The organism is Streptomyces sp. NBC_00727 (genome assembly GCF_045161745.1).
Classification (GTDB): domain Bacteria; phylum Actinomycetota; class Actinomycetes; order Streptomycetales; family Streptomycetaceae; genus Streptomyces.
Genome location: NZ_CP108981.1, coordinates 2,092,387 through 2,105,337 on the forward strand (window position 1 = coordinate 2,092,387; position 12,951 = coordinate 2,105,337).

The 12,951-nt window shown below is 72.1% G+C and carries 14 protein-coding genes; 2 read left to right on the plus strand and 12 right to left on the minus strand.

Going from position 1 to position 12,951, the window contains the following annotated elements; translation table 11 throughout:
- Window positions 1–56: 56 nt before the first annotated feature.
- The 4 genes from OG242_RS09360 to OG242_RS09375 all read right to left on the minus strand — a co-directional run bounded on the left by OG242_RS09360 (window position 57) and on the right by OG242_RS09375 (window position 2,881).
- A complete protein-coding gene (locus OG242_RS09360; RefSeq protein WP_405897702.1) occupies window positions 57–1,808 on the minus strand; it encodes an LCP family protein in 1,752 nt (583 codons plus the stop codon).
- A 19-nt stretch (window positions 1,809–1,827) separates the two neighbouring features.
- Complete coding sequence (gene nadD / locus OG242_RS09365) at window positions 1,828–2,445, minus strand: nicotinate-nucleotide adenylyltransferase (protein WP_164635327.1); 618 nt, start codon at window positions 2,443–2,445, stop codon at window positions 1,828–1,830.
- 38 nt (window positions 2,446–2,483) lie between these two features.
- Window positions 2,484–2,645, minus strand: a complete 162-nt coding sequence (locus OG242_RS09370; RefSeq protein ID WP_018518201.1) for a hypothetical protein — start codon at window positions 2,643–2,645, stop codon at window positions 2,484–2,486.
- A gap of 83 nt (window positions 2,646–2,728) precedes the next feature.
- Entirely contained in the window at window positions 2,729–2,881 is a 153-nt protein-coding gene (locus tag OG242_RS09375; protein WP_405897703.1) for a hypothetical protein, read from the minus strand.
- A gap of 112 nt (window positions 2,882–2,993) precedes the next feature.
- Between OG242_RS09375 and OG242_RS09380 the strand changes: the two genes are divergently transcribed.
- Entirely contained in the window at window positions 2,994–4,112 is a 1,119-nt protein-coding gene (locus OG242_RS09380; protein ID WP_405897704.1) for a M48 family metallopeptidase, read from the plus strand.
- Here OG242_RS09380 and OG242_RS09385 read toward each other — a convergent pair.
- The 5 genes from OG242_RS09385 to proB form a co-directional block, all read right to left on the minus strand.
- Window positions 4,045–5,163 carry a hypothetical protein gene (locus tag OG242_RS09385; RefSeq protein WP_405897705.1) on the minus strand — a complete coding sequence of 373 codons (1,119 nt, stop codon included), beginning with the start codon at window positions 5,161–5,163 and terminating at the stop codon, window positions 4,045–4,047. The two genes, OG242_RS09380 and OG242_RS09385, sit on opposite strands and share 68 nt — an antisense overlap.
- 150 nt (window positions 5,164–5,313) lie before the next feature.
- The gene (locus OG242_RS09390; protein WP_405897706.1) at window positions 5,314–5,895 is read right to left on the minus strand and encodes a hypothetical protein; all 582 of its coding nucleotides are present in this window, start codon (window positions 5,893–5,895) and stop codon (window positions 5,314–5,316) included.
- 65 nt (window positions 5,896–5,960) lie between these two features.
- Window positions 5,961–7,244: a glutamate-5-semialdehyde dehydrogenase gene (locus OG242_RS09395; RefSeq protein ID WP_405897707.1), complete on the minus strand. Its 1,284-nt coding sequence runs from the start codon at window positions 7,242–7,244 to the stop codon at window positions 5,961–5,963.
- Window positions 7,245–7,326: 82 nt separating this feature from the next.
- A complete protein-coding gene (locus tag OG242_RS09400; protein WP_405897708.1) occupies window positions 7,327–7,830 on the minus strand; it encodes a hypothetical protein in 504 nt (167 codons plus the stop codon).
- A gap of 141 nt (window positions 7,831–7,971) precedes the next feature.
- A complete protein-coding gene (proB, locus tag OG242_RS09405; protein ID WP_405897709.1) occupies window positions 7,972–9,057 on the minus strand; it encodes a glutamate 5-kinase in 1,086 nt (361 codons plus the stop codon).
- A gap of 235 nt (window positions 9,058–9,292) precedes the next feature.
- Here proB and OG242_RS09410 point away from each other — a divergent pair, with 235 nt between their 5' ends.
- Window positions 9,293–9,955, plus strand: a complete 663-nt coding sequence (locus tag OG242_RS09410; protein ID WP_405897710.1) for a dTDP-4-dehydrorhamnose 3,5-epimerase family protein — start codon at window positions 9,293–9,295, stop codon at window positions 9,953–9,955.
- Here OG242_RS09410 and rfbD read toward each other — a convergent pair.
- The 3 genes from rfbD to OG242_RS09425 are packed head-to-tail and all read right to left on the minus strand — an operon-like array spanning window position 9,865 to window position 12,892.
- Window positions 9,865–10,839, minus strand: coding sequence for a dTDP-4-dehydrorhamnose reductase (gene rfbD / locus OG242_RS09415; protein ID WP_405897711.1), 975 nt, complete (start codon window positions 10,837–10,839; stop codon window positions 9,865–9,867). The genes OG242_RS09410 and rfbD overlap by 91 nt on opposite strands.
- Window positions 10,836–11,825: a dTDP-glucose 4,6-dehydratase gene (gene rfbB / locus OG242_RS09420; protein WP_405897712.1), complete on the minus strand. Its 990-nt coding sequence runs from the start codon at window positions 11,823–11,825 to the stop codon at window positions 10,836–10,838. The genes rfbD and rfbB overlap by 4 nt, the downstream gene beginning before the upstream one ends.
- On the minus strand, window positions 11,822–12,892 hold the full coding sequence (locus OG242_RS09425; RefSeq protein ID WP_405897713.1) for a glucose-1-phosphate thymidylyltransferase: 1,071 nt from the start codon (window positions 12,890–12,892) through the stop codon (window positions 11,822–11,824). The genes rfbB and OG242_RS09425 overlap by 4 nt, the downstream gene beginning before the upstream one ends.
- Between the last annotated feature and the right edge of the window lie 59 nt (window positions 12,893–12,951).

Sequence of the window (12,951 nt, forward strand, 5' to 3'; positions counted from 1 at the left end):
GGGAAGGCCCCGGCCGTCTCGCGGGAGGAGGGACCGGCCCCTCCTCCCGCCGCCCGCTACTCGATCTTGTAGTCCTGGCCGAGGAGGACGGACACGTCCGCGTTCCCGGCCGGCTTGCCCTTCTTCACCGCGCTCGTCGGCAGTCCGAGGGTCTTGGCGGCCTGGGTCGCCTTCTCCTTGTCGGCGGCCTCGGCGTAGACCACCTGCGAGGAGGCGACCGCGTCGGCCTTCCCGCTGTTGACGAAGGCGAAACCGCCGTTGACCAGCTTGCCCCGGGCGGACTCGGTGGAGCCGGTGTCCCCGGTGGCGTTCTTGATGCCGACCCGGATCACCCCGTCCGCGGACGGCGCCTTGACCGTGCCGCCGAGGATGTCCTTGACCACGCTGTCGGTGGCCGCGTCGGTGAGGGTGCCGTCGTCCTGGACCGGCAGCAGCGCCGTCTTGTAGTCGCCGATCTTGGCGTGCTCGGCGAGCTTGGCCAGCGAGGCCCCGAGGTCCTTCTCGGGCAGCGACGGGTCGAGGATCTGGGCCAGCGTCTGGACGGTGACCGTGGCGGCCTTCGGGTCGTCGGAGATCTTCCGCAGCACCCCGCGCATGACCTGCCCGAACCGCATCAGCTGCTTGGCCTCGGCCTCGCCGGGCCCGCGGTACGTGGCGTACGCGACGGCCATCGGGCCGCTGAGGGTCTGCGCCTCGCCCTTCTTCACCAGGTCGCCCGAGCCCTTCTTGGCGCCCGGCACCGCGGTGTCGGTGTCGACCTCGATGTTGCCGACGAGGTCGACGAGGTTCTCCAGGTACGGGGTGTCGAGCCGCCAGGTCCCGCTGATGTCGGTGCCGAGCAGGGCGTCCAGGGACTCCCTGGTCCCGGAGGTGCCGTCGTCGTCGACCGACTTGCCGAGCGTCGTCGTCGTCCCGTCGTCGTCGGAGACGGCGAGGGAGTTGGGGAGCAGGACCGTGGTCCCCTGCTTGGTGGTGACGTTGTCGACGAGCAGCGCGGTGGAGGTGCCGCCGCCCTTGGTGTTGTGAAGGTGCACCACGATGACGTCCCGGCGCTGCGGACCGGTCGTCGCGGTGTTCTCCTTCTCCCCGCCGGACAGGCCGGGGATCTTGTCCGCCGACCACAGGTAGCCGACGCCGCCGAGCACGGCCAGGACCGCGACGACGATCAGCGCGATGATCCGGTTGCGACCCCGGCGGCGGGCCTCCTCACGGCGCTCGCTGCGGCTCTCGGTGAACTTGAGCCAGTCGATGACGTCCTCGGAGTCCTCGTCGGGCTCCTCGATGAACGCGAACTGCTCGGTGCGGTAGTCCTCGCCGCCGCGGCGCTGCCCGGGCACGGCCGCCTCCGGCGCCGGCTGCGGCTCGGGCTCCCGGCGAGGCGCGGGGGCGGGGGCGGGCGCGGGGGCCGGTGCCTGCTGCGGGACGCTCCACTGCTGCGTCGTGTCGACCGCTGCCGGCATCTGCCCGGTGTCGTACGCGGGCGTCTGCCCGGTGTCGTAGCCGTACTGGTCGTAGCCGTAGTCCTGCTGCGGGGCCTGCTGGGAGCGGTCCGCGTAGGGGTCGTAGCCCTGCGGCGGAGCAGGGGGCTGCTGCTGGGCGTACGGGTCGTAGCCGTACCCCTGCCCACCGCCCTGCGGAGCCTGCTGCGGCGCCTGCTGGTTCCCGTAGGACTGCTGCTGTTGCTGCCCGTACGGGTCGTACTGCTGCTGCCCCGGCTGCTGGTACACCGGCTGCCCGTACTCGTCGTAGCCGATGATCTGCGGCTGCTGCTGGTAGTACGGGTCGTACGGGTTCTGTCGGTCGTTCACCGGTGCCCCTTTCCGTGGCTCACTCGCCGCGGTACAGCTGGCGCTTGTCGATGTAGCGGACCACACCGTCGGGCACGAGGTACCAGACCGGCTCCCCCTGGGCGACCCTCGCGCGGCAGTCCGTCGAGGAGATCGCGAGCGCGGGGACCTCCACCAGGGAGACGCCCCCCTTCGGCAGCCCGTCGTCCGTGAGCACATGGCCCGGCCGGGTCACACCGATGAAATGGGACAGCGAGAACAGTTCGTCGGCGTCGCGCCAGGTCAGGATCTGGGCGAGCGCGTCGGCGCCGGTGATGAAGAAGAGGTCCGCGTCACCGTGGACCTCGCGCAGGTCCCGCAGGGTGTCGATCGTGTAGGTGGGGCCCTTGCGGTCGATGTCGCTGCGGCTGACCGAGAACTGGGGGTTGGACGCCGTCGCGATGACCGTCATCAGATAACGGTCCTCGGCCGGGGAGACGTGCTTGTGGCTCTTCTGCCACGGCTGCCCGGTCGGTACGAAGACCACCTCGTCGAGGTGGAACTGGGCGGCCACTTCACTGGCCGCCACCAGGTGTCCATGATGAATCGGGTCAAACGTCCCGCCCATCACGCCGAGTCGGCGCTTTCCGCGGCCGGTAGGCACTTCCTGCTCTCCCATGCGTGCAGAGCCTACTGGCACAGCTGTACGCCTCGGCCTCAGCGGTCGCGGTTGAAGCGCGTGGTGATCCACAGAAGGAGGAGAAGCACGACAAAGGCACCGCCACCGGTGAGGTAGGGGCTCAGGCTCTCGTGATTGCCGCCGTGCTCGCCCTCGGCGGCGACGGTGACCAGCTGGTGTGCGGTGCTCGTGAGGCTCATCTTCGGCAGGACCTATCGATCGGGAGTCGGGGGAAGACGTCGCGGACATCGTATGCGGGCGCCCCGGGCACGCTCACGCCGACTCAGTCGTTGTTGTCGTCGTTGCGGTACCCGCGCAGCAGGAACCAGGCCAGCAGGGCGACGCCCAGGAGGGAGACGACCAGCACGACGCGGATCGTGTTGCCCGGTCCCTGGTCCCCGGATGCGGCGGCGAACAGAGCAACGGTGTGCGGCATGTCGGGCGTCTCCTCAGTTATCCACAGCCCCCCGCACACCGTAGCCCCAGCACCTAGGCTGGGCGGCGTCAGGGGGCGAGCGACGTCTCGTACGAACACAGGGGGCCCATTCATGACCGACAGCCACGAGAACCGCGGCGGCGTACCGAGCAGGCAGCGCAAGCGTTTCCCGGGGATCTCCTCCCGGGCCTACGAACACCCCGCGGACCGCTCCGCGCTGGTCGCGCTGCGCAAGCTGAGCGGCTTCGACACCCTCTTCAAGGCCCTGAGCGGACTGCTGCCCGAGCGCAGCCTGCGACTGCTCTTCCTGTCGGACTCCGTCCGGGTGAGCGACGCCCAGTTCGCGCACCTCAACGACATGCTGCGCGACGCCTGTTACATCCTGGACCTGGAGAAGGTCCCTCCGATGTACGTCAACCAGGACCCCAGGCCCAACGCCATGTGCATCGGGCTCGACGAACCGATCATCGTGGTGACCACGGGGCTGGTGGAGCTGCTCGACGAGGAGGAGATGCGGGCGGTCATCGGCCACGAGGCCGGACACGCCCTGTCCGGTCACGCGGTGTACCGGACGATATTGCTCTTCCTCACCAACCTGGCGCTCAAGGTCGCCTGGATTCCGCTGGGCAACGTCGCGATCATGGCGATCGTGACGGCGCTGCGCGAGTGGTTCCGCAAGTCGGAGCTGTCGGCGGACCGGGCCGGGCTGCTGGTCGGGCAGGACATACAGGCCTCGATGCGCGGCCTGATGAAGATCGCCGGCGGCAACCACCTCCACGAGATGAACGTGGACGCGTTCCTCGCCCAGGCCGACGAGTACGAGAAGTCCGGGGACCTGCGCGACTCGGTGCTCAAGATCCTCAATGTGCTCCCCCGATCGCACCCGTTCACCACGGTCCGCGCGGCCGAGCTGAAGAAGTGGTCGGAGACCCGTGACCACCAGCGGATCATGGACGGCCACTACCCGCGCCGCGACGAGGACAAGGACACCTCGGTGACGGACTCGTTCAAGGAGTCCGCCTCGCATTACGCCGATTCGGTGCGCAACAGCAAGGACCCGCTGATGAAGCTGGTCGGCGACATCGCGGGCGGCGCCGGGGACCTCGGCGGCAAGCTCCGGGACAAGTTCACCGGCGGCGCCGCCGGTGGCGCCAAGGGCGGTGCTACGGGCGGCTCGTCGGAGACGGAGGGCCCTGAGGACTCTCAGGGGCCCCGGACGGAGGGGAGCTGACCTCCAGCGACCCGCAGAGCGCGGCGACGGGCCGTTCCGTGGCGTACGGGTCGGTGCCCGCCGGTCCGCGCGAGGCCGCGCGCTCCCCGGCGAGCAGTGGCCGCAGGGCGCCCGAGGCGTCGGCCGGGCAGGACTGAGGCCCCGCCTGGAGGTAGCTGGTCTGCACCTCCAGCCGGTGCAGCCGCAGGTCCTCCCGGTCGAACCGGAAGCGCATCTCCCGCCGCACGGTGAACAGCGAGGCGCCGCCCTTGGGCTGGGGCCCGGAGGCGGCGGGGCGCAGCGCGTACGTGAAGGTGTGGTCCGAGACGACCTCCAGGGTGTCTGAGCCGGTCTGGGCATAGCGCAGGGTGCCCCGGACCCGGATCTCGGGGTCCGGGGTGACCCGGGCCGGGTCGAAGCGGACGAGCCAGCCGGTCGCGGCGTGCTGCCCGTCGTCGTAGGGCTCGTCGACGCTGCGGGCGAACTGCTCCATCTGGTCGGGGTCGAGCAGGGACTCCACCGGGCGCACGGCGTTCCCGCTGAGCACGTCGGGGTCGAGCGAGGAGGCCGCCAGGTAGTCCTTGACGGTGGCCAGGGCGGCGCTGACCTGGCTCTCCGAGAAGTCGGCGGTCGCCCGGGCGGCCGGTGGGCTGATGCCGTCCCTGCCCTTCGGGTAGTGGGCGGCGGGGCTGCTCGCGAAGAGGGCGGCGGGGGCGCCCCCGGGCACGGTGCCGCGCGGGGCGAGGGGGACGAGGGTCATCCGCAGCGGTTCGGGCCGCCGGGCGTCCGGGGTCTCGTACGGGTGGCTCAGGCCCATGAAGACGGCCCCGCCGAAGGCCAGGGCGATCAGGATGATCAGGGCGAGGGCGATCCGGGAGCCGCTGCGGACGGCCCGTCCGGGCAGGCTGCGGACGGCCCGGGCGTGGTCGCCCATGCGTTCCTGGGCGGACAGTTCCTGCAGCCGGGCGGCCCGTACGAAGGACTCGTCGAAGACGAGTGAGCCGTACTCGTCGTCCTGGCCGCCCGCGCCGTTGTCCGCCGGGCCATCGGGTGGGTCGCCGCCGTGTGCCATGACTTCTCCCGACTCCGTGAGAAGTCCCCTCTTCGAGCGGAGGAGGGGTCATACATTCAGGGTGGGTCGAACACGACGACGGTAAACGCGGTGACGCCCGGCAACCACCGGGGAGTTCCGCCGGGGAGCCGTTCTACGCCGGTGGAGGGATCAGGGCGTGCGCGGGACGGCGGAGACCATCGGGCGGGAGTATTCGTCCGCGTCCGACGGGGCGGAACCCGGGCCGGGGCCCGGCGCGCTGTCCACGCCGCTGGTGGCGGGCGGCGGGACCTGGTCCTGCCGGTCGCCCGAGCTGTTGCGGTAGACGGCGCTGAAGGCCAGGGCGACCATGCCGACGCCCATCAGGACGGCCAGCAGCCAGGCGACCGGCCGGTGCCAGCGGGCCGCCCCCTTGTACGGGCGCAGGGAGCCGCCGTGGCGCCCGTAGGGGCCGTGCTCGTAGAAGCCGTCGTCGTCCGCGTCCAGCGGGTCGTAGCCGCCCGGGCCGTAGCCCTCGTCGTACAGCTCGTCGCCGAAGGGGCCGCCGCGGGCACCGGCGCGCCGGGCGTCGGCCTCGGCGCGCGCCTCGGCCGCCGCCAGCAGCCGCTCGACGGCGGTGGGTTCGTGGAAGGCGGCGGCCCGTACGAAGTCCTCGTCGAACACCACGGAGGCGAAGTCCTCGTCCGCACCCCCGCGGTCGTCGTCGGGCTCCCGGCCGTTCGGATACGGCCTGCCCCCCACGTCGTCCGGCACGGTTTCAGACTAGACCCGCGAGACCGCTTTGGGCAGGGAGACGGCGGATTCGCCCCGGCCGGGAGTCATCGCACGTGGCCGTCGCCGGTGACGATGTACTTGGTCGAGGTGAGTTCCGGCAGGCCCATGGGGCCCCTGGCGTGCAGCTTCTGCGTGGAGATACCGATCTCGGCGCCGAACCCGAACTGGCCTCCGTCGGTGAACCGGGTCGAGGCGTTGACGGCCACCGTGGTGGAATCCACCAGCTGGGTGAAACGGCGCGCCGCGGCCTGCGAGGTGGTCACGATCGCCTCGGTGTGCCCGGAGGACCAGAGCCGGATGTGCGCCACGGCCGCGTCCAGCGACTCCACGACGGCTGCCGCGATGTCGTACGAGAGGTACTCGGTCTCCCAGTCCTCGGCCGTCGCCGCCACCACCGCGGCCTTGGAGCCCTCGGCGTACTCCAGCACACGCTCGTCGCCGTGCACGGTCACCCCGGCCTCGGCCAGGGCGTCCAGGGCGCGCGGCAGGAAGGCGTCGGCGATGTCCTTGTGGACGAGGAGGGTCTCGGCGGCGTTGCAGACGCTGGGGCGCTGGGCCTTGGAGTTGACCAGGATCTCCACGGCCATGTCCAGGTCGGTCTGCGCGTCGACGTACACATGGCAGTTGCCGGTGCCGGTCTCGATGACCGGGACCGTGGACTCCTCGACCACCGTGCGGATCAGCGAGGCGCCGCCGCGCGGGATGAGCACGTCGACGAGGCCCCGGGCGCGCATGAGTTCGCGCACCGAGTCGCGGCTCTCGCCGGGGACCAGCTGCACCGCGTCGGCCGGCAGCCCGGAGCCGCCCACCGCGTCGCGCAGGACCCGCACCAGGGCGGTGTTCGAGGCGAAGGCGGAGGAGGAGCCGCGCAGCAGGACGGCGTTGCCGGACTTCAGGCAGAGGGCCGCGGCGTCCACCGTCACGTTGGGCCGGGCCTCGTAGATGATCCCGACGACGCCGAGCGGCACCCTGACCTGGCGCAGGTCGATGCCGTTGGGAAGGGTCGAGCCGCGCACGACCTCGCCGACCGGGTCGGGCAGGGCGGCGACGTCCCGTACGTCGGCGGCGATGGCGCGGATGCGCTCGGGGGTGAGGGTCAGCCGGTCGACGACGGACTCGCTGGTCCCCGCCTCACGGGCGCGGGCCACGTCCTCGGCGTTGGCCGCGAGGATGTCGCTCGTCCGTACTTCCAGCGCGTCCGCGATCGCCAGGAGCGCGTCGTCCTTCGCCGCGCGCGGAAGTGGCGCGATGTCGGCGGCCGCTGAGCGGGCCCGGTAGGCGGCCTGGGCCACGGGAGACATGTTGTCGTACGGCGAGAGCGTGGTCATGCCCGCAGAGTAGTGCGCACACTGCGGGCATTCCGCACGCATCCCGTGATGCGAGACGGCCGTCCCACCGGCTGCGGCCGGGTCAGTACGGGTGGACGCCGACCGGGGCGGCCGGGGGCGGTCCGTACCCCTCGGCGACGCGCTGGTGGTAGGTCTCGCGGTCGATGACTTCGAGGCCGACGATCGCCCAGGGCGGCAGGCCGGCGCTGGAGCGGTGCTCGCCCCACAGCCGCAGGGCCACCGCCGCCGCGTCGTGCAGGTCGCGGGCCTCCTCCCAGTAGCGGATCTCCGCGTGGTCGTTGGCATAACGGCTGGTCAGCAGGAACGGGTGGTCGTGCGCGAGCTGTTCGAGACCGCGTCTGACCTCCTTCAGCGGGAACTCGGTCCCGGAGACGCAGAGGGTGATGTGCCACAGCTTCGACGGGGCGTGCTCATGGCCGGCCGGTCTCGGCTCCGGCCGGGCGGTGGTGCGCTCGTCCGTCCGGTCCACGGGCCCGCTCCCGTCGAAACCGGACCCCGCACCGACACTGGTCAGGGTGCGGCCACCCGTTCCTCGGGGCGGCGCCCCCGGGCGCGCTCGTCTCACCGGCGGCCTCCTGTGATGTGTTGCCTTGCTGTACCCCGCAGTTTCCCTGCTACAAAGTGGACCAGTCCGCGGCCCGGTCTGGGGCGGTTTTCGTGAAGGTCTCCGTCCGATGGCTGGACTTTCAGCCGTTTCAGGGGTGTGTCAGCCGTGCAGGACGACGAGATCGTCCCTGTGTACGACCTCGCGCTCGTAGGCGGGGCCGAGGTCCCGGGCGAGGTCCCGGGTGGAGCGGCCGAGGAGCTGCGGCATCTCCTTGGCGTCGAAGTTGACGAGCCCGCGGGCCACCGGCCGGCCCTTCAGGTCGCGCAGCTCCACCGGGTCGCCCGCGGTGAAGTCGCCCTCGACCGCCGCGATCCCGGCGGGCAGCAGCGAGCTGTGGCGCTCCACGACCGCCTGCACCGCTCCGTCGTCCAGGGTCAGCGCGCCGCGCGGGGTCGAGGCGTGGGCGAGCCAGAGCAGCCGGTCGGCGGAGCGGCGGCCGGTGCGGTGGAAGTAGGTGCCGGTGTCGCGGCCCGCGAGGGCGTCGGCGGCGTGGCTGGCGGAGGTGAGCACGACGGGGACGCCCGCGGCGGTGGCGATCCGGGCGGCCTCGACCTTGGTGACCATGCCGCCGGTGCCGACGCCCGCCTTGCCGGCGCTGCCGATGCTGACCCCGGCCAGGTCGGCGGGGCCGGTGACCTCGGCGATGCGGGTGGTGCCGGGGATGCTCGGGTCGCCGTCGTAGAGGCCGTCCACGTCGGAGAGGAGGACCAGCAGGTCGGCGCGGACCAGGTGGGCGACGAGGGCGGCGAGCCGGTCGTTGTCGCCGAACCGGATCTCGTCGGTGGCGACGGTGTCGTTCTCGTTGACGACGGGCAGGGCGCCCATGTCCAGGAGCTGGTCCAGGGTGCGGTAGGCGTTGCGGTAGTGGGCGCGGCGGCTGGTGTCGTTGCTGGTGAGCAGGACCTGGCCGACGCGGACGCCGTAGCGGGCGAAGGAGGCGGTGTAGCGGGCGACGAGGAGCCCCTGGCCGACGCTGGCGGCGGCCTGCTGGCGGGCCAGGTCCTTGGGCCTGCGGTGCAGCCCGAGCGGGGCGAGGCCGGCCGCGATGGCGCCGCTGGAGACCAGGACGACCTCGCGTTCGCCGCCGTCGCGGACCTTGGCGAGTACGTCGACGAGCGCGTCGACCCGGTCGGCGTCGAGGCCCCCGGCGGCGGTGGTGAGGGAGGAGGAACCGACCTTGACCACGATCCTGCGGGCTTCTGTGACGCCCTGCCTTGCCCCTGACACCCGGTCCCCCAAGTTGGCTCGCTGGACCCCGCAATCTACGCGAGAGCGGATTCCGGCGCCTTCGCGTTCCGTACCGTGGAACCCCGTACGTACCGGTGCGTCCCGTTCCGTGTCCGTTCGGTCCGCGGACTCGTTGGACAGAGGTACCGGGGCCGGCAGGAGGTCCCGCGGACCGCGAAGAGGATGTGATCGCATGCGCCGGCTCTCCGTTCCCGGGGCCTGGGTGCACGAGCCCCAGGTCATCCCGGACGGCCGCGGCAGCTTCCACGAGTGGTTCAGGGCGGCGGACCTGGGCGCCGCGGCCGGTCACGAACTGGGGCTCGCGCAGGCCAACTTCTCCAGTTCGCGCCGGGGCACGCTGCGCGGGATCCACTTCGCGGACGTGCCGCCGGGCCAGGCGAAGTACGTGAAGTGCGTGCGGGGCGCGGTGCTCGACGTGATCGTGGACGTACGCGCGGGCTCGCCCACGTACAAGCGGTGGGAGGCGGTCCGGCTGGACGACACCGATCACCGGGCGGTCTACCTCGCGGAGGGCCTCGGGCACGGCTTCATGGCGCTGACGGACGACGCGTGCGTGCTGTACCTGTGCTCCGAGGGGTACGCGCCGGAGCGCGAGCGCGGCGTCGACCCGCTCGACGCGGACCTGGGCATCGAGTGGCCGGCGGACATCGCACCGCTGCTGTCCCCGAAGGACGCCTCGGCCCCGACGCTCGCCGAGGCCGGGGAGCGGGGGCTGCTGCCCTCGTACGCGGCGTGCGAGGCGTACTACGCGCGGCTGCGGGCGGGCGGCCCGGCGGTCCCGGGGGTCAGGTCGGGCTCGCCGCCGAACGCCCCGCTCAGCCCGGCCGCCGGCTGAGTGGGGCGTTCGGCGGCGAGCAGTGCGGGGAAGGCCGCGTGCAGCGCCGTACGCCAGTCGCGGACGGGGTCGATGCCGGCGGCCGTGAAGCGGTCATGCGCGAGCACGCTGTACGCGGGCCGGGGCGCGGGGCGGGCGAAGGCGGCGCTGCTGGTCGGGCGGACGCGGGCCGGGTCGGCGCCGAGCAGCCGGAAGATCTCCCGGGCCAGGCCGTACCAGGTCGTCTCGCCGCCGCTGGTGCCGTGGTAGACGCCCGCCGGCGCGGTGCCGTCGAGCGCGGCGCGGCCCAGCAGGACCAGGCGTGAGGCGAGGTCGGCGGTCCAGGTGGGCTGTCCGCGCTGGTCGTCCACCACGTCGAGGGTGTCCTTGACGGCTTCCAGCCTGATCATCGTACGGACGAAGTTGGCGCCGCCCGCGCCGTAGAGCCAGGCGGTGCGGACGACGTGGCCCGTGTCGGGCAGGGTCTCCAGGACCGCGCGCTCGCCGGCCAGCTTGGTGCGGCCGTAGGCACCGCGCGGGGCGGTCGGGGCGTCCTCCGGGTACGGCCGGTCCGCGTCGCCCGCGAACACGTAGTCGGTGGAGACGTGCAGCAGGACGCTGCCGTGCGCGCGGCAGGCGTCCGCGAGGACGGCGGGGCCGGTGCCGTTGACCCGGAGCGCCTCCTCCTCCCGGCTCTCCGCGTCGTCGACGGCGGTCCAGGCGGCGCAGTTGACGACGACGGAGGGCCGGTGGGCGTCGAAGGCGGCGCGGACGCGGGCCGGGTCGGCGATGTCCAGGGCCGTGCGGTCCGCCGCGAAGACGGTGGCGCCGGCACGGGCCAGAGCGGTCGTCAGGTCCCGGCCGAGCATGCCGCCCGCCCCGGTGACCAGCCAGCGCCGGTTCACAGGGCGGCCCTCTCCTTCAGCGGCTCCCACCAGGAGCGGTTCTCGCGGTACCAGCGGACGGTCTCGGCGAGGCCGGTGCGGAAGTCCTTGCGGGGCGCGTAGCCCAGCTCCTCGCGGATCTTGGTGCAGTCGACGGAGTAGCGCCGGTCGTGGCCCTTGCGGTCCTCGACGTGGATCACGTCGGTGTCCCAGTCGGCGTCGCACGCCTCCAGGAGCAGCCGGGTGAGCTCCTTGTTGGAGAGTTCGGTGCCGCCGCCGATGTTGTAGACCTCGCCGGGGCGGCCCTTGGTGCGGACGAGTTCGATGCCCTGGACGTGGTCGTCGATGTGCAGCCAGTCGCGTACGTGGGCGCCGTCCCCGTAGAGCGGGACGGGCCGGCCCTCCAGCAGGTTGGTCACGAAGAGCGGGATGACCTTCTCGGGGAAGTGGTGGTGCCCGTAGTTGTTGGAGCAGCGGGTGACGCGGACGTCGAGGCCGTGGGTGCGGTGGTAGGCCAGCGCGATGAGGTCGCTCGACGCCTTGGAGGCGGAGTACGGGGAGTTGGGGGCGAGGGGTTCGTGCTCGGTCCAGGAGCCCTCGTCGATGGAGCCGTAGACCTCGTCGGTGGAGACGTGGACGAAGGTGCGGACGCCCGCCTCGTGCGCGGCGTGGACCAGGGTGTGGGTGCCCACGACGTTCGTACGGACGAAGGCGGCGCCGCCGTGGATGGAGCGGTCGACGTGGGACTCGGCGGCGAAGTGGACCACCTGGTCGTGGCCGGCCGTCAGCCGCCCCACCAGCTCCGCGTCGCAGATGTCGCCGTGCGCGAAGGAGAAGCCGGGGTGGTCCCGGACCTCGTCGAGGTTGGCCGGGTTGCCCGCGTAGGTGAGGGCGTCGAGCACGGTGACGGCGACGTTCCCGGGGCCGCCCGGGCCGAGCAGCGTACGGACGTAGTGGGAGCCGATGAAGCCGGCACCGCCGGTGACGAGGATGCGGGACGCGGTCATGAGGAGATCTGCACCTTGCTGTGGTCGCCGAGGACGAGTCGGTGGGCGGAGGGGCTGCGGGGCGCGGGCGTCACCTCGACGTCATGGCCGATCAGCGACGCCTCCACGCGCCGTACCCCGTCGATGGACGCGCCCCCGAGCACGATGGAGTACTCGATCTCGCTGTCCTCGATGCGGCAGTTCCGGGCGACCGAGGTGAACGGGCCGACATAGGCGTCGCTGATCACCGAACCGGTCCCGATGATGGCGGGTCCGACGATCCGGCTGCGGGTGACCCGGGCGCCCGGTTCGATCAGCACGCGGCCGATGATCTCGCTCTCGCCGTCGACGTAGGCGCCCTCGGTGGACGGCTCGACGCTCTCCAGCACGGTCCGGTTGACCTCCAGCATGTCGGTGACGTTGCCGGTGTCCTTCCAGTAGCCCCGGATGATCGTGGAGCGCACGTCGCGTTCCCGGTCGATCAGCCACTGGAGGGCGTGGGTGATCTCCAGCTCGCCGCGCCAGGAGGGGCGGATCGAGCGGACGGCCTCGTGGACGGCCGGGGTGAAGAGGTAGACGCCGACGAGCGCGAGGTCGCTCTTGGGGTGCTCGGGCTTCTCCTCCAGGGCCACCACCCTGCCGTCCCCGTCCAGTTCCGCGACGCCGAACGAGGCCGGGTCGGGCACCCGGGTCAGCAGGATCCGCGCGTCGGGCCGGTCCGCGCGGAACTCCTCGACCAGGTCCGCGATCCCGCCGACGATGAAGTTGTCGCCCAGGTACATCACGAAGTCGTCGTCGCCCAGGAAGCGCTGGGCGACCAGGACCGCGTGGGCGAGGCCGAGGGGCTCGGACTGCCGGATGTAGGTGACGTCGATGCCGAAGCGGGAACCGTCGCCGACCGCCGCCCGGATCTCCTCCTCGGTGTCGCCCACGATGATGCCGACCTCGGTGATCCCGGCTTCCGCGATGGCTTCCAGGCCGTAGAACAGCACCGGTTTGTTCGCCACCGGCACCAGCTGTTTGGCGGAGGTGTGGGTGATGGGACGAAGCCGGGTGCCCGCCCCACCGGAAAGTACGAGAGCCTTCACAGTTTCTGCCCCCACGATGAGATGTGGCCGATGAGACGGTGGCCGCTTCGTAGCCGCGA